Annotated in this window: 13 protein-coding genes; 2 read left to right on the top strand and 11 right to left on the bottom strand. The window is 59.2% G+C overall.

What is annotated here, in order from left to right:
- Positions 1 to 49: 49 nt before the first annotated feature.
- Positions 50 to 2,230, top strand: coding sequence for a hypothetical protein (locus tag Tel_14645; GenBank protein ID ALP54283.1), 2,181 nt, complete (start codon positions 50 to 52; stop codon positions 2,228 to 2,230).
- Here the strand turns inward: Tel_14645 and Tel_14640 are convergent.
- Positions 2,216 to 2,719 (bottom strand): transcription elongation factor GreB, encoded by a 504-nt coding sequence (locus tag Tel_14640; GenBank protein ALP54282.1) that lies wholly within the window; start codon positions 2,717 to 2,719, stop codon positions 2,216 to 2,218. The genes Tel_14645 and Tel_14640 overlap by 15 nt on opposite strands.
- Positions 2,720 to 2,789: 70 nt before the next feature.
- Complete coding sequence (locus Tel_14635) at positions 2,790 to 3,239, bottom strand: hypothetical protein (protein ALP54281.1); 450 nt, start codon at positions 3,237 to 3,239, stop codon at positions 2,790 to 2,792.
- A gap of 119 nt (positions 3,240 to 3,358) precedes the next feature.
- Here Tel_14635 and Tel_14630 point away from each other — a divergent pair, with 119 nt between their 5' ends.
- On the top strand, positions 3,359 to 4,285 hold the full coding sequence (locus tag Tel_14630; GenBank protein ID ALP54280.1) for a hypothetical protein: 927 nt from the start codon (positions 3,359 to 3,361) through the stop codon (positions 4,283 to 4,285).
- Between the two features lie 33 nt (positions 4,286 to 4,318).
- On the opposite strand, the gene Tel_14625 is transcribed toward Tel_14630, so the two are convergent.
- The 9 genes from Tel_14625 to Tel_14585 form a co-directional block, all read right to left on the bottom strand.
- Positions 4,319 to 5,266, bottom strand: a complete 948-nt coding sequence (locus Tel_14625; protein ALP54279.1) for a hypothetical protein — start codon at positions 5,264 to 5,266, stop codon at positions 4,319 to 4,321.
- Between the two features lie 171 nt (positions 5,267 to 5,437).
- Positions 5,438 to 7,852, bottom strand: coding sequence for a hypothetical protein (locus Tel_14620; protein ALP54278.1), 2,415 nt, complete (start codon positions 7,850 to 7,852; stop codon positions 5,438 to 5,440).
- A gap of 48 nt (positions 7,853 to 7,900) precedes the next feature.
- Positions 7,901 to 9,919: an ATP-dependent DNA helicase Rep gene (locus tag Tel_14615; protein ALP54277.1), complete on the bottom strand. Its 2,019-nt coding sequence runs from the start codon at positions 9,917 to 9,919 to the stop codon at positions 7,901 to 7,903.
- 27 nt (positions 9,920 to 9,946) lie between these two features.
- The gene (locus tag Tel_14610) at positions 9,947 to 12,340 is read right to left on the bottom strand and encodes a sucrose synthase (GenBank protein ALP54276.1); all 2,394 of its coding nucleotides are present in this window, start codon (positions 12,338 to 12,340) and stop codon (positions 9,947 to 9,949) included.
- Positions 12,341 to 12,712: 372 nt separating this feature from the next.
- Positions 12,713 to 12,943: a hypothetical protein gene (locus Tel_14605; GenBank protein ALP54275.1), complete on the bottom strand. Its 231-nt coding sequence runs from the start codon at positions 12,941 to 12,943 to the stop codon at positions 12,713 to 12,715.
- Between the two features lie 264 nt (positions 12,944 to 13,207).
- Positions 13,208 to 15,040, bottom strand: coding sequence for a glucosamine--fructose-6-phosphate aminotransferase (locus tag Tel_14600; GenBank protein ID ALP54274.1), 1,833 nt, complete (start codon positions 15,038 to 15,040; stop codon positions 13,208 to 13,210).
- Positions 15,041 to 15,056: 16 nt separating this feature from the next.
- A complete protein-coding gene (gene glmU, locus Tel_14595; GenBank protein ID ALP54273.1) occupies positions 15,057 to 16,424 on the bottom strand; it encodes a bifunctional N-acetylglucosamine-1-phosphate uridyltransferase/glucosamine-1-phosphate acetyltransferase in 1,368 nt (455 codons plus the stop codon).
- 95 nt (positions 16,425 to 16,519) lie between these two features.
- Positions 16,520 to 16,945 carry an ATP synthase F0F1 subunit epsilon gene (locus Tel_14590; GenBank protein ALP54272.1) on the bottom strand — a complete coding sequence of 142 codons (426 nt, stop codon included), beginning with the start codon at positions 16,943 to 16,945 and terminating at the stop codon, positions 16,520 to 16,522.
- Positions 16,946 to 16,965: 20 nt separating this feature from the next.
- The gene (locus Tel_14585; protein ALP54271.1) at positions 16,966 to 18,351 is read right to left on the bottom strand and encodes an ATP synthase subunit beta; all 1,386 of its coding nucleotides are present in this window, start codon (positions 18,349 to 18,351) and stop codon (positions 16,966 to 16,968) included.
- Positions 18,352 to 18,391: the final 40 nt, after the last annotated feature.

The raw sequence follows: 18,391 nt of genomic DNA, 5'->3' as shown, positions 1-18,391 counted from the left end.
TATTCTACTGCATTGGCGCCTGTCCAGCATGGCCGCAATCCAATAAACTATGGTTATGCCCACACGCGCCGCACAATCCGATTGCATTTCGGCCTTGGCCATGTCACTGCGCCAGTCGGCCTTGGCGAGTCGCCAGCGCCGCGCCTTGCTGTTGAGCGGCAGCGCGTCATGGTGCCGGGCGCGAGCCGTCGGCATCACGGCGCAGCTCGCCCAAGCACAAAGTCTCTGGCTGAACGCTGAAACCCATGCGCGTAAATATCTCGGCGGCGAGAAAGACCTGCTGATTTACGATGCCCATGACGGCTTCGACGCAGACGCCTTCGGCGCCGTCAGCGGAGTTGTGCGAGGAGGGGGGTTAATGGTGTTACTGACCCCCCCCTTAACGCAGTGGCCCGAGCTGCGCGACCCGGCGGCGGAGCGTTTTTTTTCCGGCGACGGCGGTGCCAGTCGATTTATCCGCCGCTTTATAGCGATCGCCCAACAGGCGCACGGCGTGGTGATTGTGAATGAGGGCGATGACGTTGCGCCGGCGACAGTGGAGACCGTGCCGCCTGTCTCAGCCGCCGCGAGCACCGATTCCTTCGGCAGCGCGGATCAGGCTGAGGCGGTCGCCGCGATTATTAAGGTCGCGCGCGGCCACCGCCGCCGTCCGGCGGTGCTGATCGCCGATCGCGGCCGCGGCAAATCCTCCGCCCTCGGCATCGCCGCCGCACAGTTACTGCAACAAGGCATCAAGCACATCACCGTAACCGGGCCCCGCTTGGATGCGGTGGCGCCGGTATTTGAGCACGCCCATCGCCTGCTGCCCGAGGGCAAAGCGACGCGCGGCCTGTTCGAAACGGACACCGGCAGACTGGTTTTCATGCCGCCGGATGAATTGATCGCGCACGGTCCCGAGACCGAGCTGCTGCTGGTGGACGAGGCCGCCGCCATCCCCACCCCCATGTTGAGTGAACTGCTGAGCCGATACGCCCGTATCGCCTTTGCCACTACGGTGCATGGCTACGAGGGCACCGGGCGCGGTTTTTCCTTACGCTTTAACAAGGTGTTGGATAGGCGCACACCAGGCTGGCAACAGGTGCGCCTGCACCAGGCGATTCGCTGGGCCGACAATGATCCGCTGGAAAGCTTTGTCTTCGATGCCTTGTTGCTCGATGCAGTTATTGCCGACGAAACGCAACTTGGCGCGCTTGCGCCCGAGGATTGCCGCGTCGAACGCATTCATCGCGACCAATTGTTACGCGACGAACAGCTCCTGTCGCAGACATTCGGGCTACTGGTACTGGCCCACTATCGCACCCGGCCCAACGATCTGCGTCAATTGCTCGACAGCCCCGGCCTGCAGGTGTATGTGCTGCGCCATGCCCAACACGTAGTCGCCGTGGCATTGCTGCTGCAAGAGGGCGACTTGGATGCGGCGCTCGCCAAACAGATCTATCTCGGCCGGCGGCGTCCGTCAGGCCATTTGCTGCCGCAATCGCTGGCGTTTCACGCCGGCCTGCTTGATGCGCCGCAATTGCGCTATCTGCGCCTGATGCGCATCGCCGTGCATCCCGCGTTGCAGGGGCGCGGCCTGGGCACACACTTGGTGAACGAAATCATCACCGGGCTGGCGCATCAAGACTATGACTGCGTAGGGACCAGCTTCGGCTTGAGCACCGAGTTGTTAGGCTTTTGGCAGCGCCTGGGCTTTGTTCCGGCGCGCCTGGGGTTGACCCGGGAGCACAGCAGCGGCTGCCATTCATTGATCATGCTGCGACCGCTCTCGCCGAAGGGGACACGCATCAGCGCGCAGGCCCATGGGCGCATGCAGGCGCAACTGCCCGATCTGCTGTCCGATCCGTTGCGCGATTTCGATGCCGAGCTGGCGCGGCGCTTGATGCAAGCGTGCAAGCCCGTCGACGCGGAACTCGACGCCTCAGACTGGCAGGACATTTTCAGCTTTGCCTACGGCAACCGTGGCTATGAATCGTGCATGACCGCCTTGTTCAAGGCGCTCGTTCCGGCGGCCACCGATCCGGCCTTTATGGCCCAGCTGGACGCGCAACAACGCGCCTTGTTGATCGGTAAGGTAATGCAGAAACGGTCTTGGCCCGAGGCGGTCAAGCAAAGCGGTGTGTCAGGGCGCGCGGCGGCGTTGCAAGCCTTACGGCACATCGCACAGCTTTTTGTGGCGCGCGACTGTCCCCAAGCCTTGCGTGAGTCGATACGTCAGTCACTCGATCTTTGAATAGGCGATTTCCACAATGCAATAGACTTTGTCGCCCTTGGGCGTGTGCACCGTCACCGCGTCATCGACACGCCTTTTCATCAGCGCCCGGGCCATGGGCGCATCCATACTGATATAGCCTTTGCCGACATCAAACTCATCGGGACCGACAATGCGATACACGGATTCCTTACCCGCCGCGTCCTCGAGCCGCACCCAGGCGCCGAAAAACACCGCCGCCTGATCGCCGGGCAACTGACGGACCACGTTCAGGTCCGGTAAGCGCTTTTGTAAATAACGCAGACGCCGATCAATTTCGCGCAGTTCCTTCTTACGATAAATGTATTCGGCGTTTTCCGAGCGATCGCCCTCGGCCGCCGCCGCGGCCAGCGCCTGGGTGACGTGGTGGCGGCGCCTCCATAAAGCCTCCAGTTCATCCTGCAGCGCCTGGTAACCGTCTACGGTGATATAAGGCGATGACTTCGGTTGGGGTGGGTGATAGCGGGCCATGATAATAATTCAGTGACTAGGATTCAGGCATGAAAGAATCAAATATTCCTTGTCAAAGACGCGCGGAAGATTATTTCGCAACAACGCGCTTGATGGCATCGTGCCAGCGTTGCGGCTGGTTTATCAAAAACCCGATGCGGTTGCCGTCTTTGGTATGTACTAGCAGATGCTGCTGAATGCCCGTGCCCAGCACGGTCTCGCCCTTAAAGCCGCGCTCCAAGGACGCATCCTTGAGTTCGGCGCGGTCGACGACGATGCGCGGCCCGGTCAGCTTTTCGAAGATGAGCCGCTTTTCGGTCAAACACATCACGCCGTTGCCTTTATTATTGCTCACGCCTCGATCCGCGCCGCGGTAGAGGGCGGCCTGCGGCCCGAGGACGATACGCTCATCCGCGGCGCGGCAATTTTCCAGCATGCGCCGTTGCAGACGGCGGCTGCGCTGTCTGACCCAGACAAATGTCAACAACGCCACCATCAGGCTCAGCAGCAACAGCCCGATTGCCAACATCACGGTTTGCATTGTTGTCATATCGAATCGTGCCCTTTTCCTGGAAACGGTTTATTTACTATCGCAACCCTTTGTTGCGGGGTCAATTCCCACCTTTATCAGATTAGCCACTATGAATATCCGCTTTTCAATTGGGCATTGTCGGGTGCTTTTGGGTAGAATACGCGGCGCAATTGATTTATTCGTTGGGGAGCATCATGAAGATCGTATTCAATTTATTCGCAATCCTATTGGCCGGCGGCGCGCTGCTGGTCACCGACATGGGCGTTGCCGAGGCGAAACGCTTCGGCGGGGGTCAGTCCTTCGGCGGCAAGTTTAGCCACAACCAGTCTTTAAAGAAAGGTAATGCCGCACCGGCTCAAAAGGCCTCGCCGGCGCAGCAACGCAATGCCGAACGCAAGCAGCAGCTGGCCCAGCGTGGCGGCTTCATGGGCGTGCTGGGGGCCCTGGCCGTGGGCGGCCTGTTGGGCGCGCTGTTTTTCGGCGGCGCCTTCGAGGGCGTCAACTTCATGGACGCAGTCATATTCGGGATGATTATTTTTCTATTGTTCAAACTTATGACGCGCCGTGAGCAAACAGCCACCGCTTACGGGAATACCCCCTTCGGGCGGGATGACGGCTATCAGCATTACGAAGCGGCGCTGAATGACAACGGCGGCAGCGACTCGCTGGACATGTTGCGCAACGGTGCCCCGCGCGACTTTGACCGATCGGCTTTCGTCGCCGGGGCACGCAGCTGTTTCGCCCGCCTGCAGCAGGCCTGGGATGAAGGTGACTTGAGCGATATCCGCCAGTTCACCACTGATCATGTGTTTGGCGAGATCCAGGAACAATACCGCGCCAGCGGCAGCCAGGAACGTACCGAGATCGTCTCTTTGGAGGCGGAATTGCTGAGCGCGACTGACTCGGGGTCCAAGCAGGAAGTCATTGTGCTGTTCCACGCCGAGCTGAAAGAGGGTGACAAACGCCAAGCGGTGGACGAGGTATGGCACTTCGTCAAAGCCAATACGCGTCAAACAAGCTGGTTGCTGGACGGTATTCAGCAAGTCGAGGGGTAGTATTCTAGCGGGGATGGGGAATCAACACCGCTTTTAGTCCAGCACCAGCGACTTTATCTCGGCCTTGGCGATGGTATACGTGATGGAACCGCCGAAGGCACGGCGCTGAAATTCCAGGTTGGTGCCGTGCACGTCTTTTAAGGTGGCGCGGCGCGTGACCCCTTCTTGGGTCGTGACAATGAATATGTCGCCCAAGTAGCGATCGGCCTCGGCCAAGCTCACGGGGCCTGATTGCTTTCGCTCAACAGCTTGCGGGGTTTCTGCGACAGGCGACTCCACATACTCGGGCAACGGCACGCCCAGGGCGCTGACGTGTGCGGAGGTGTCTTGGTCGATGGTGGTGTTATCGGCCGATGTGTTTTCCGTGGTGTCCAGCTCGGCCATCTGGGCCTCCATGCTGGCGATCTTATCCTCGATGTCATCCACTGCCTCAGGTATCTCCGCGGCCATGGCCGGCTGCAGCGGGATAGCGCTGCCTTGTTCCTGCCCCCCGTCCTGGAATGACGCCTTGTCACCCTGGGCAAGCGCATCGATCTGGCCCAGCATCTGCTCGACCTGCTTAACATCATCATCAGTCAGATGGGGATCGGCGCGCACTTCGGCCAGCATCTCGTCCTTGCCGCCGACACCCAGGCGTTCCATACCTTCCATATTGGCCAGCATAAACTGGGCGGCTTGCGCATCGGTCAAGCTGCCCGCATTCAGGTCCTGCGCCATTTGCACGGCCTGCATCCCGCCCAGCTGCGTGAATACAAAGCCAACGATGGCAATGCTGAGTGTATTGCTGCCGACATAGACGAGGAATGGCTTCTTCACTTCCTGCCAATATTTGATGGCGTAGATGAGCGTGGTAAAGGGCAGAAACAGGAGGGCCAATCCCCACCACAGGCTGCGCTTGAAGCCGGCGATCATCAGCAGCACGAAGGCCACCAGGGCGATAAGGCCGACGGCAAAAAAGAGGGTGTTGATTATGGTGAGCATGGGCCGATTCCGGTATCCGATAAACGATGACCGCGCTGCGCCTGTGTAAGCGGCGCGGTGTATTTATAACGGAATTATCGGCGTTCCACGCCGGCGCCTTGAGACGGGGTGCGTCAAACCGGTCACAACTTTGCGCATCACTGCGCTATGGAATTACCGCGCAATGATGCGCTATAGAAACAGCTTCACCAGCGGCGCGTTGCTTGCCGCATTCTGCATATCCGGTTGGCAGGTGAAGAGGCGGCCGGCCTCAATACCGCGCTCGATAAGCTGTGCCTTTACCTGCCTGGCGCGCTGCATGGCAAGATCCAGCAATTGCTGGTTGTCGATCGCCTCGTCCGCGGGGGGCGTGTTGTCGGAAGAGCTTGCCTGACCTTGTTCGCTTTGTTGCCGCAGGGCCAGCAGTGCTTGGCGATCCTGCTGCGATGCCACACCGCAGATATTAAGCGAGATCTCGGGACGTTGCTGCATCAACGCGGCGATCTTAACCAGGTAATCCTGTTGTTCGCGGCCCAGACCTGTTTCGCCCGGCGGAAACGCCAGCGGTTGCAGACTGACGGAGCCGGCGTCACTCAGCATATCGGCGGCGATCAGCATCGCCCCCCAGGGCTGCAACATGAGGGCCAAATAACCGGTGACGGCGGTCTTGGTGGCCTTGGCCAAAGCCTTGTTGATGACTTGACTGACATCAAACTGGGGATCGCTGATATCACCTTGGACGGGGATATCGAGCTCAATGGTCCCGTGTTTGTCGCGCAACAGACTGAGCGCCGCATCCAAGGGCATGGAGAGCCTGTCCGAAAAGCCCTTGTGCTTGCTCGGGTCACCCTCCTCGATGGCAAATTTCTGCAACACGACATGGATATTGGCATCGAGCTGATCAGCCTCGATGCTCGCCGTCAGGCTTGAATTCAACTGGCCGCGCTTCAGGTAATAGCCCATGGCCTGGTTGGCATAGGGCGACAGGGGCGGCAGATCCAGCGCCGTGATCTTGCCCTCGGCCTGCAGGTCAAGCGTGTCGCCGAAAGGTCTGAGGCTGGCATCCAGGGTGATTTGGTCTTGGCCGTTGATGACGCCCCGCAGATCGACCTCCATGGCCTGATCGAGCGCCGCCGTATCCACATGGGCGATAGTCAGACTGAAGGGCTTGATGTCGGCCTCGAAGGCCGGATCGATACTGTTGTCCTTGAAATGGAGGCGACTGTCGTCGGCGACATGCAGCCGCGCCAGTTCGAAGCGAAAAGGCGGTACCTCGTCTTGTGCCGTGGCGGCAACCGTCTCCGACCCGGGGTCTTGCGCCTGTGTCGCGCCGCTCGCCTGTAACTGCGAGACCAGCTCAACCTCACCGTCAGCGCTCAGCACGGCATGCACCGCCAAGCCGTTCAACACCACGTCCTTAATGGCCAGGTGTTGTTGGCCGTCGAAGCTCACATCGGTCACGCTGATCGCCGCCGTCTTGAGCAGCCGTTGTTCACCCTTTTGCAACAACTCAAGCTGATCGAAGGCGATGTGTTTTATGCTCAGCTGCTGTGCCTCACCCAGGACCATAGTGTCGACATCCAGCTGCTGCAGTTGCACCAGCTGCAAGCCGGCTTGCTCATCGCCAAGCACGAAGCGCTGCAGCATCAGCGTGCCATCGGCGCGCAGCCCCAGATCCTGTTCGTCGGCGGGCGGCAGGTAGTTGACTTGGCCCCGCCAAGCGAGGCGCTGCGCTTGCATCCGGTATTGGCCTTGCTGCAAGGTCAGTGCTGTCAAAGCCAACGCGCTAGTCGTTTCGACGGCAGGCATGCCGGCAAGGATACGCGCCCTGAATTCAGTGCTGATGGCAAGTTCGCCGCTCAGGTTTTCGATACCAGCATCACGGGCGAACTCAGCGGCGAGCGCCAGTGGCAATTGGGTCAGCTCGAGTTTGCCGGCAAATTGGGGCGTGTCGGCGAACGGCTGCATGGTGCCGGAGAGCATCAGCGGCGCCTGATCGATGCGTAATTGGGCCTCATAGTGAGCTGCTTGTTGAGGCTGCCAACTGGCGAGCTGACTGAGTCGAAGTTCGTCAATGCGTACATCGCTTTGCAGCTGGGGCATGGACAGATGCACGCTAATGCCGACCAGCTTTAGCTGGTCGACGGCAATACCCCAGGGTTCAGCGGGTGTTTGTTCCACCTCGGAGGCCGTCGTTTGTGCCGGCGTCGGGGGTGAAATACCGGCGACTTGCCACACGCCGGTCTCGGTCTGTTGCACATCCAGCTCCAGACCTTGGAGTTCAAGCTGTTGCAAGGCCAGTCGCTTGCTGAATAAAGCGCTAATGGCGAGGTTTACATAAAGTCGCGACAAAGTGGCCCGCCCTAGGCCGTCACCGCTGATGCCGACGTCGGTCAACCCGACTTCACCGGTGAACAGATTGAGATCCACATCTGCGATTTCCACGTGTTGGATGCCCTGGTCCTGGAGCACATGGATGGCAGCGTAGCGAATGGCCACGGGCAAGAGGCTGAGGACAATGACCAGAACGGCAAACGCAACCAGGCTGCGACGAAACCAGCGCCGCCGATATAAGGCGGTGGGAGGGGTTTGTTGTGGTTCAGCCATGCGCTTGCCTCACTCAGACCGGTCGGGCGAGTCGTCTAGACTGACGGATTAGGAGGTTCCTAACAACCCTCTGAGATTGGCCAAATGGGCCTGGCCGCGTTCCTGGCGCTCCTCCGGATCGATCTGCTGGCCGATGCCGCGCCATTCCAGGTCTTCTTCCGGCAGTTCTTCGAGAAAGCGGCTGGCCTCTACCTCCAGCAGCTCGCCGGCACGCTTGCGCCGCGCGCAGAGACTGATGGTGAGGGTCTTTTGCGCCCGGGTGATGCCCACGTAGGCGAGGCGGCGTTCCTCTTCTATGTTGCCCTCTTCGACGCTGACGCGGTGGGGCAGGATCTCCTCCTCCACGCCCACCAGAAAGACATGGGGGAATTCCAGCCCCTTGGCGGCGTGTAGGGTCATGAGGGTAACGCAGTCGCCGGCCTCGTCAGCGTCGTTGCGATCCAGCATGTCCATCAGGCTCATGTGGTTGACCAACTCGGCGAGGGTCTTGTCCTCTTGGCTGTTCTCGTACAGGCGTTGCATCCAGGTGACCAGCTCCCAGACGTTGGCCATACGCTTCTCGGCCTGCTTGAGATCCTTGCTGCTGTCATTGAGCCAGGCCTCGTAGTTGACCTCGCGAATGACGTCCTTGACCGCCGCGAGCGGATCGCCGCGCTGGGCGCGGTCGCCCGTCTCCACCAGCCACCGGGTGAAGCGGCGCACCCGCTGCACCCCTTTTTCGTTGAGGCACTGCTCCAGCCCCAGCTCGAAACTGGCGGCGAACAGGCTGAGCTGGCGCTCGCCGGCGTAGTTGCCCAACTTTTCCAGGGTGGTGGGGCCGATCTCGCGCCGCGGCGTGTTGACCACGCGCAGGAAGGCGGCATCGTCATCCGGATTCACCAGCAGGCGCAGGTAGGCCATCATGTCCTTCACCTCGCTGTGACTGAAGAACGAGGTGCCGCCGCTGAGGTAGTAGGGCACGCGCTGCTCACGCAGACTGCGCTCAAACAGGCGCGACTGGTGGTTGCTGCGATAAAGAATGGCGTAGTCTCTAAATTTGGTGCGATGCTTGAATTTATGGCTGACCAGTTCAGAGATCACCTGCTCGGCCTCGTGTTCGTCGTTGCGCAGGGTGATCACCTTGATGGGATCGCCGTAGCCCAGCTCGCTCCACAGGCGCTTGTCCTCGAACACGTGGGAGTTGTTCTTGATCAGGGCGTTGGCGGCCTTGAGGATGCGGCCGCTGGAACGGTAGTTCTGCTCTAGCTTGATCACGCTGAGCGTGGGGTAGTCGCGCTGCAGCAACAACATATTCTCCGGCTCGGCGCCGCGCCAGGCATAGATGGACTGGTCGTCATCGCCCACCACGGTGAGTGCGCCGCGCACGCCGGTGAGGCAGCGGATGAGCTGGTACTGGCTGGCGTTGGTATCCTGGTATTCATCCACCAGCAGGTAGCGGATCTTGTTCTGCCACCTCTCCTGCACCTCGGCGTGATCCATGAACAGTCGCGCCGGGAGCATGATCAGGTCGTCGAAATCCACCGCGTTGTAGGCCTTGAGCGCGCGCTGGTAGCGCTCATACAGGGCCGCGGCGGCCACCAAGGTAGCGTCGTCGCCGGCCTCGGTCGGGGCCTCGGCGGGGGTGATCAGGGCGGACTTCCAACGCGAGATCTGCCATTGCATCTGCTGGATGATGCCGCCGTCGTCGCCGAAGTCGCGCCGCAGCAACTCTTTGATCAGGGCGGCACTGTCCTGGGCGTCGAAGATGGAGAAGTTGGGCTTGAAGCCCAGGGCGGTCAGTTCCTGGCGGATGATGTTCAACCCCAGGGTATGAAAGGTGGAGACCTGCAGGCCCTTGGCGTTCTTGCCCGTGAGCAGCTCGCCGACGCGCTGCTTCATCTCGCGCGCCGCCTTGTTGGTGAAGGTGACGGCGGCGATGTTGTGCGGGGCAATGCCGCACACCTCGATCAGATAGGCGATCTTGTTGGTGATGACACGGGTCTTGCCGGAACCGGCGCCGGCCAGTACCAGACAGGGGCCGTCGAGATGCCGTACCGCCTGATGTTGGCGGGGATTGAGTGTCGCCATGGGAAGAAGGGCTACCTTGGTTTGAATTTACCTGCCGATGGCTTGCGCCAATGGCCGGAATTGTAATCCATAAAACATCTCCAGGTAACGCCGGCTTTCGTCGCGTTCCAGGTTGGTGACATATTTCCAGAATCCGTAAATGCGCGACAGGGTCATCATGCGTTCGGCGTACCGCTCCCAGGTATATTTGGCCCGCACCCGTTCGACGGCACCTGTCGAGATCTGCCGCCAATAGTCGCTATCCTGCCGGCATTTTTCAAAAAAATCGGCAATTATGTCGGCGGCCCGGCTGCCGTGATTGGGGTCGATATGGAAACCCGAGATGCCGCTCTTGATGATCTCCAGCGGTCCGCCGTAGCAGGTGGCGAAGGTGGGCAGGCCCGAGATCATGGCCTCGATCACGGTAAGGCCAAAGGCCTCGAACAAGGCGGGCTGGACGAAGGCGCCCTGGCGGTCGGCGACGCAGCGGTAGAATTCACCCGACATCTTTTTATCCAGGCGCACACCCAGCCAGCGCACCTGACCGTCCAGGCCGTGCTCGTCGAACAGCTGGTGCATGCGGGCGACCTGGGCGCGCTCCTCTTCGTCATCCGACTTGTCGGCGTCGGTATAGCCGGCCACCACCACCAGATTGACGGCCCGGCGCAGGCGCTCGCTGCCGCCGTACCACTCCACCACGCCGGTGATGTTCTTGATGCGGTCCAGGCGCGCCATGGTGAACAGGATGGGTTTATCCGGATCGGCCAGCTGGCCGCGACTGTTTTCGTCGGGCCGGCCGTAGATCATGGTCTCGATCTCCTCGTGCAGGCCGGTGAGGCGGCGCTCGGTATCGGAATAAGGAAAGTAGATCTCACTGTCAGCCCCGGGGGAGACGATGTTGAACTTAGGGTCGTAGATGTCGATGCCGTTCACCACCCGATACAGATCAGGCATGGTGAAGGCGCCGTAGCTTTCGTACTGCCCCAGGCTCTCGCTGGTGCCGGCGATCTCCTGATAGGTGCTGGTGATGATGAAGTCGGCCGCATTCATGGCGATCAGGTCGGCGGTGAACTGGCTGGAGAAGTGATACTGGGCGTCGTTTTCCTTCCAATAGAGATCGGAATAGAGATACTTGGTCTTCTCCAGGGCGTGGGCAATGTTGCACTGGGTCACGCCCAGATTGTGGGCCAGCATGGAGGCGACCAGATTGCCGTCGGAATAATTGCCGACGATCAGATCCGGGCGACCGCCCAGTTCCGCCCTTAGCTCGCGCGCCACGTCGTCGGAATAGCGTTCCAAGTAGGGCCAGAGCTCGAAACGCGAAATCCACTGCGGCACGACCTCGCCGTTTTCATGACGAAACGGGACCCGCAGGATGCGCGCGTTCTTGGTGCCGACGATCGCCTCCAGGCGCTGATCACAGCGGGTGCCTTGGGGCGCGTCCGGGATCAGGCGGGTGACCACCATGATCTGCGGTTCGATCTCCAGGCCCTGTTCATGCAGCCGTTTACGCATCTCCTTTTCCAAGGCGTGCACCTGGTCCAGGATATAGACCACCTGACCGCCGGTGTCGGGCAGACCGAGCACATTGGATTGACCGAAGTAGCCGTGCGGCGAGAGTATTGCAATACTGAAGATCATGGGGATGCGACTGAGAAACTGCTCCAGCGTGCCGGGCTCGGGCGCCTCCAGCAAATCCAGCAGAATGCGCAGGGTTTCGCGCATGCGCGCCACGTCACGCCCCCAACCGGGCTCGAAACCCATGTTTTGCAGATCGTGGCCAATTGCATCCCAGGTGGCATGGTCCGGCTGTTCGTCCAAGTAATCTTCTGCATTACGGATATTCTTACGCAGCTCGGCGACATCGTTGATGCGATTGTTGATCATCAACTGCTGGCCTTCGTATTGATGAACGCGCAGAAACTGCAACAGGCCTTGATCGCCGCGTCCCAATTCTTGAAACAGCTGACTCGAAAGCCGACGATTGAGGAACTCCACACCGCGACCGATGGAACGCGATTCGCGCAGTTTGGGAAACTCTCGGTTGAAGGGGCCGATGTCGAACTCCAGGGTCCATTGATTGGCACCGTCCTGGCCTTTGGCCACAGACTCCTTGAATTGCAGATACTGGCTCACCGAAAGCTCTTCAACCTGCAGTTCGTCGACGTGGATGCGCAGATACTTAGTGCGTGCGACAAAGGGCCGCAATTGCAGATACAACCAGGGGGCGCAGAGCACAGCTTCTTGGGCATTGTGGATCAGCCGTGCCAACGAATTTGATTCCAGGTCGCAGGGCTGCTGGCGTTCGGCGCAGAATTCGACCCAGTGATCCCACAATTCCGAACGCAACAAAAATGGCTTGTCCAATGCCAGATAATATCTGAACAACAGGTAGCTGGATTCCTTGTTGTGCCCCAACACCTGCTCAAGCGTTTCTGTCATTGCCTGTTCTCCCGCTTGTCCTGGCGGCTTGCGCGCCCCTACCCACTCATGGCCAGCTCTCGCTATTCCTGAGCACGCATCTTGATGCGCTCAGAATAATTACAGATGCCCACATCTTAGAAAAGCATATCGCATATAGTCCTTGTCGACCGCATTACTGCGATCTCCAGACTGAAAGTTTGGCATACAACACCGCGGCCGTCAGCGCATGCCGGTATTCAGCGCTGCGTACACCTTCTCCTTGGAGATAGCGCGGGTAAGCATAGACATTGAAGCGTTAAGAATAGGCCAAGGGTGGGATCAAGGCACGCGTGCAGTAACAATCCCGGCCGGTGCGCCGATGGCCCACGCCGGCCGGGAGACGAGGAGGGATCAAGCCGATAGGGTTTGCGGGCGTACACCGCCCAGGTATTCGGTGATAGTCACCGTTTCAACCTTGTTCTTGTCGACCATGGGATACATGTTACAACGTTCGCACGCGATCAACTTGGGCTGGGCGCCCGCCGCCGCCTTGCCGGTGGGACGTTCACGCAATTCATGACAATTGCTGATGCTCATAAACGCCTTTTGCGGCTGACAATAAAAGATTCGGCTCTTATCCATAACAGGGGTCCTTAGATAAAAAAACGGTTATCGTCCACAATTCATCTGGCGCACGGGAACTACCAGGTCCAGATCGCGCCTGCGCCATGACTGCGATTGATGAAATAAATAGCGGAGTCTTGGATGGCAGGGATCCAAGGGAAGATAGTTCGCGAAATTGCTTATGCAATGAGAGGTGATATTCACTTTACGCTCTGCCGGGCATCTTGATGCCCAAGAGTAGCGTCAAAGTTTATCAGTTTCGGCAAGTTTCATCAAGTTGAACTATTCCACGGTGACCGACTTAGCCAGGTTGCGCGGTTGATCCACGTCGGTCCCTTTCAGGACAGCGACGTAGTAAGACAGCAATTGCAGCGGCACGGTATAAATGATGGGCGCGATGGGATCCTCGGTGGGCGCCACGGTCATCACCCGCACGTTGCTGTCGCTTTTCATATCCACCTGCGCGTCGGCGAACACAATCAGTTCGCCGCCGCGAGCACGCACTTCCTGCAGATTGGATTTGAGTTTTTCCAACAGCTCATTATTGGGCGCGACGGCGATAACAGGCATCTCCGCATCCACCAAGGCCAGCGGACCGTGTTTGAGTTCGCCGGCGGGATAGGCTTCGGCATGGATATAGGAGATTTCTTTCAGCTTTAACGCCCCTTCCATGGCGACGGGATATTGAGCGCCGCGACCGAGGAACAGCGCATTATGTTTATTGGCGAAAAACTCCGCCAGTTCTTCGATGGCGTCATTCAGAGTGAGCACTTCTTCGATGCGGCGCGGCAGACTCCTGAGCTGCTCCACCAACTTGATCTCGGTCTGGGCGGCCATGCCATGGCGCCGTCCCAGGACGACGACCAGCAGCATCAAGGCGGTCAATTGGGTGGTAAAGGCCTTGGTCGAGGCGACACCGATCTCCGGACCTGCGCGGGTCATCAGCGCCAGATCAGCCTCGCGCACCATGGAGCTTTCCGGCACATTGCAGATCGCCATGGTGTGGCCGAAACCGAGTTTTTTCGCTTCCTGCAGGGCCGCCAAAGTGTCGGCGGTCTCGCCCGATTGCGAGATGGCGATCACCAGTGAATTGCGCCGCGCGATCGGATGGCGGTAACGAAATTCGCTGGCTACCTCGACGGAACAGGGCACTCCGGCGATCGCCTCCAGCCAGTACTTGGCCACCAGGCCGGCATGATAACTGGTGCCACAGGCGATGATATGAACGCCTTTGACGCTGTCCAGAATATCTTTGGCGCCGGGGCCGAAAGATTGTTCCAGCACGGTGTCGCCACTGAGCCGGCCTTCCAGGGTCTCGGCAATGGCACGCGGCTGCTCGAAAATCTCCTTGAGCATGTAGTGACGGTAGCTACCGCGTTCCATGGCGTCGGCGCTGAGCTGAGATATCTTCAACGGACGTTCGACGATCTCACCGCGTTCGTCATAGATGGTGAGACTGTCGCGGGTAATATCGGCGATGTCGCCATCTTCGAGAAAAATGAATTTCTGCGTCACCGGCAGCAACGCGGCCACGTCGGAAGCGATAAAATGCTCGCCGATGCCGATGCCGATTACCAGCGGGCTGCCGCGGCGGGCGGCGATAATGCGCGCTTTGTCGTGGTTGCTGATAACACCCAGGGCGTAGGCGCCTTCCAAGTCCGCTACCGTAGTGCGGACTGCATCGAGCAGCCCTTTACCCTGCTGCTGATAGTCGTAGATCTGATGGACCACGACTTCGGTATCCGTTTCCGAGGTAAAGGCATGGCCACCGTCGGTCTGGGATTTACGCAACAATTCGTGATTTTCGATAATGCCATTGTGGACGATAGCGACACTTTTTCGGCAAATGTGGGGATGGGCGTTGGACTGGCTGGGTTTGCCGTGGGTGGCCCAGCGAGTATGGGCGATGCCGGTTTTGCCGGCCAACGGATGCTGCTTGAGGGCGCCGTCGAGTTCGGCCACCTTGCCGACGGTGCGCACCCGATCGATACAGTCTTTGTCATCGATCACCGCCACACCGGCGGAGTCATAGCCACGATATTCCAGGCGCCGCAGCCCTTCCAGTAGAATTGGCACCACATCCCGCTCAGCCACTGCACCGATAATCCCACACATATAGCGATCCTTCCGTTTAACTCTTTTTCTTCATCGGCCGTTGCCAGCCACTCTTTGAGATCTGCTTGGCCCGACTCAGCGCCAACGCACCCGCTGCCACTGCTTTGGTAATGGTGGAACCGGCACCGATGGTCGCGCCGGCACCGACTTTAACCGGCGCCACCAACTGGGTATCAGAACCGACAAAGACCTCGTCGCCGATCTCGGTTAGGTGCTTATTGGCACCGTCGTAGTTACAGGTGATGGTACCGGCGCCGATGTTCACGTTGCGCCCGATCACCGCATCACCGACATAACTCAAATGGTTTACCTTAGATCCTTGTCCGATCTGCGCCTTTTTGATTTCGACAAAATTACCGATATGGGTCGCTTCGGCCAGTACCGTCTCGGGGCGCAAGCGGGAGAAGGGACCCACCTGACTGTCCTTGCCGACCACCGCGTTTTCAATGACACAATTCGCCAGGATTCGCGCGCCGGACTCGATGCGGCTATTGCTGATCAGACAATTGGGGCCGATCTCGACCTTGTCACCGATGTCAATCTCGCCTTCGAGGACAAGGTTGACGTCCATGATTACATCCGTGCCGCAGCGGACATTGCCCCGAATGTCGATGCGAGCCGGGTCACGCAGGGTAACCCCGCCATCCAGTAAACGTTCGGCCTGTTGTTGTTGATAGGCCCGCTCCAAGGCCGCCAGCTGGCGCTTATTATTTACGCCCAACACTTCAAACTCGTCACTGGGGGAGGTAGTACTGATATCGATGGCGTCGGCCACGGCCATGGCAACAATATCGGTAAGATAGTATTCGCCTTGGGCATTGTCGTTATCGAGCCGCTCCAACCAACGCGCCAGGTTCTTGCGCGACGTGGCCAGGATGCCGGTATTGACCTCGGTAATGGCGCGTTCCGCCTCGCTGGCATCTTTGTGTTCGATGATACGCAGCACCCTGCCATCGTCACCGCGCAGGATTCTGCCATAACCGGCGGCGTCATCGAGACTGATGGTCAGCAGACCGAAGCCGCTTTGGCGCGCCAGTTGAATCAGATTCTTTAGCGTTTCAGCCGAGGTCAAGGGCACGTCACCGTAGAGCACTAACACGTCGCGCTCCGCGGGGATGTGGGGGATGGCCTGGGCCACCGCATGGCCGGTGCCCAGCTGCTGCGCCTGTTTGACCCAATCCACTTCACAATGGGCGAGGGTCGTCGGTACAGCGTCGCCGCCGTGGCCGTAGACTACATGAATGTCTTCGGCGCCGAGCTGCTTGGCCCGATCAATCACGTGCTCCACCAGCGGCTTGTGCGCTAGTTTGTGCAATACCTTGGGCAAGGCCGAACGCATTCGGGTGCCCTGCCCGGCGGCAAGAATGATTACACTTAATCCCATTGGCCCACCTATGAATCTCTAGAGCTTAAAACGAATAAAGGGGAAAGGCCTCTCAGCCTTTCCCCTCATTTTATCACTTTGACATTACCTGGGCGCTAACGCCCCGCCTTTTTACGCAGCTTCTGGATCGCTTGCAATTGGGCCATGGCCTCGGCCAGCTCGCGCTCGGCTTGGGCCAATTCAATCTCGCCCTGCTTGTCACGCAACGACTGCTCGGCACGCTCCTTGGCCTGCTTGGCGGCCGCTTCATCCAGATCCTTGGCACGCGTTGCGGTATCCGCCAGCACGGTGATGCAGTGGGGGAGGACTTCTAACATCCCACCGGAGACGTAGTAGAACTCCTCCTCACCGTCTGGGCGCTCGACGCGGACTTCTCCGGGCTTGAGCTTGGTCAGCAAGGGGGCGTGACGGGGTAGTATACCCAGATCGCCCATCTCACCCGACGCGTGCACCATCTTGGCGGCGCCAGAGAAGATCTCGGCTTCGGCGCTGACGATATCAACATGTACTGTCATAGACATAATACTCTCCTAGCCGGGGACTACTTCTCTTCCATCTTCTTGGCCTTTTCCAGGGCCTCGTCGATGCCGCCGACCATATAAAAAGCCTGTTCCGGGACATGGTCATATTCACCTTCGACAATACCCTTGAAACCGCTGATGGTCTCTTTCAGAGAAACGTATTTACCCGGCGCACCGGTGAATACCTCGGCAACGAAGAAGGGCTGGGACAGAAAGCGCTGGATCTTGCGCGCGCGGGCGACAATACGCTTGTCCTCTTCGGACAGCTCGTCCATCCCCAGGATGGCTATGATGTCCTTCAGCTCTTTATAACGCTGCAAGGTGCCCTGTACTGCACGGGCGACATTATAGTGCTCTTCACCGATAACCAGCGGATCCAGCTGGCGTGAGGTCGAATCCAGCGGATCCACCGCGGGATAGATACCCAGCTCGGCGATGGAACGCGACAGTACCACGGTCGCGTCCAAGTGAGCGAAGGTGGTGGCAGGTGACGGGTCGGTCAAGTCATCGGCAGGCACGTAAACGGCCTGAATGGAAGTAATAGACCCGGTCTTGGTGGAGGTGATGCGTTCCTGCAGCACACCCATCTCTTCGGCCAGTGTCGGCTGGTAACCTACCGCGGAAGGCATACGACCCAACAGGGCGGAGACCTCGGTACCGGCCAGGGTATAACGATAAATGTTATCGATAAACAGCAGGACATCACGGCCTTCGTCACGGAAATACTCGGCCATGGTCAGGCCGGTCAGGGCAACGCGCAGGCGGTTACCCGGCGGCTCATTCATCTGGCCATAGACCAAGGAGACCTTGTCGATAACATTGGAGTCGGTCATTTCGTGATAGAAGTCGTTACCCTCACGAGTACGCTCACCCACACCGGCGAAGACGGAATAACCGCTGTGCTCGATGGCGATGTTACGGATCAGCTCCATCATATTGACGGTCTTACCCACACCGGCACCACCGAACAGGCCGACCTTACCGCCCTTGGCGAAGGGGCAGACCAGATCGATAACCTTGATGCCGGTTTCCAGCAGTTCCTGCGAGGCGGACAGATCTTCATAAGAAGGCGCCTCGCGGTGGATTTCCCAGCGCGTCTCTTCGCCGATTTCGCCTTTTTCATCGATGGGATCGCCAAGCACGTCCATGATACGACCCAAGGTCTTCTGGCCGACGGGAACGGAAATCGGTGCGCCGGTGTTGCTCACGTTTACACCGCGCTTCAGACCGTCCGTAGTACCCATGGCGATGGTGCGCACCACACCGTCACCCAGCTGTTGCTGGACTTCGAGGGTCAGCCCGACCTCCTCGACCCTCAGGGCGTCGTAGACTTTAGGCAGATCGTCGCCGGTGAACTCCACGTCCACAACGGCGCCGATAATTTGAACAACATTTCCTGAACTCATGATTCAGTTCCTCTTTGCAATTTTAAATCTTATGTATTCC

The organism is Candidatus Tenderia electrophaga (genome assembly GCA_001447805.1).
Taxonomy (GTDB): domain Bacteria; phylum Pseudomonadota; class Gammaproteobacteria; order Tenderiales; family Tenderiaceae; genus Tenderia; species Tenderia electrophaga.
Note: the sequence above shows the minus strand (reverse complement) of the source record. Positions and strands in the feature narration are given on the sequence as shown.

Excerpts from the sequence above, each read along its gene's own strand:
- Tel_14600 (ALP54274.1), bottom strand. The coding sequence starts at position 15,040 with ATGTGTGGGATTATCGGTGCAGTGGCTGAGCGGGATGTGGTGCCAATT.
- Tel_14620 (ALP54278.1), bottom strand. The coding sequence starts at position 7,852 with ATGGCTGAACCACAACAAACCCCTCCCACCGCCTTATATCGGCGGCGC.
- glmU (ALP54273.1), bottom strand. The coding sequence starts at position 16,424 with ATGGGATTAAGTGTAATCATTCTTGCCGCCGGGCAGGGCACCCGAATG.
- Tel_14640 (ALP54282.1), bottom strand. The coding sequence starts at position 2,719 with ATGGCCCGCTATCACCCACCCCAACCGAAGTCATCGCCTTATATCACC.
- Tel_14610 (ALP54276.1), bottom strand. The coding sequence starts at position 12,340 with ATGACAGAAACGCTTGAGCAGGTGTTGGGGCACAACAAGGAATCCAGC.
- Tel_14615 (ALP54277.1), bottom strand. The coding sequence starts at position 9,919 with ATGGCGACACTCAATCCCCGCCAACATCAGGCGGTACGGCATCTCGAC.
- Tel_14605 (ALP54275.1), bottom strand. The coding sequence starts at position 12,943 with ATGGATAAGAGCCGAATCTTTTATTGTCAGCCGCAAAAGGCGTTTATG.
- Tel_14625 (ALP54279.1), bottom strand. The coding sequence starts at position 5,266 with ATGCTCACCATAATCAACACCCTCTTTTTTGCCGTCGGCCTTATCGCC.
- Tel_14590 (ALP54272.1), bottom strand. The coding sequence starts at position 16,945 with ATGTCTATGACAGTACATGTTGATATCGTCAGCGCCGAAGCCGAGATC.
- Tel_14585 (ALP54271.1), bottom strand. The coding sequence starts at position 18,351 with ATGAGTTCAGGAAATGTTGTTCAAATTATCGGCGCCGTTGTGGACGTG.
- Tel_14645 (ALP54283.1), top strand. The coding sequence starts at position 50 with ATGGTTATGCCCACACGCGCCGCACAATCCGATTGCATTTCGGCCTTG.
- Tel_14635 (ALP54281.1), bottom strand. The coding sequence starts at position 3,239 with ATGCAAACCGTGATGTTGGCAATCGGGCTGTTGCTGCTGAGCCTGATG.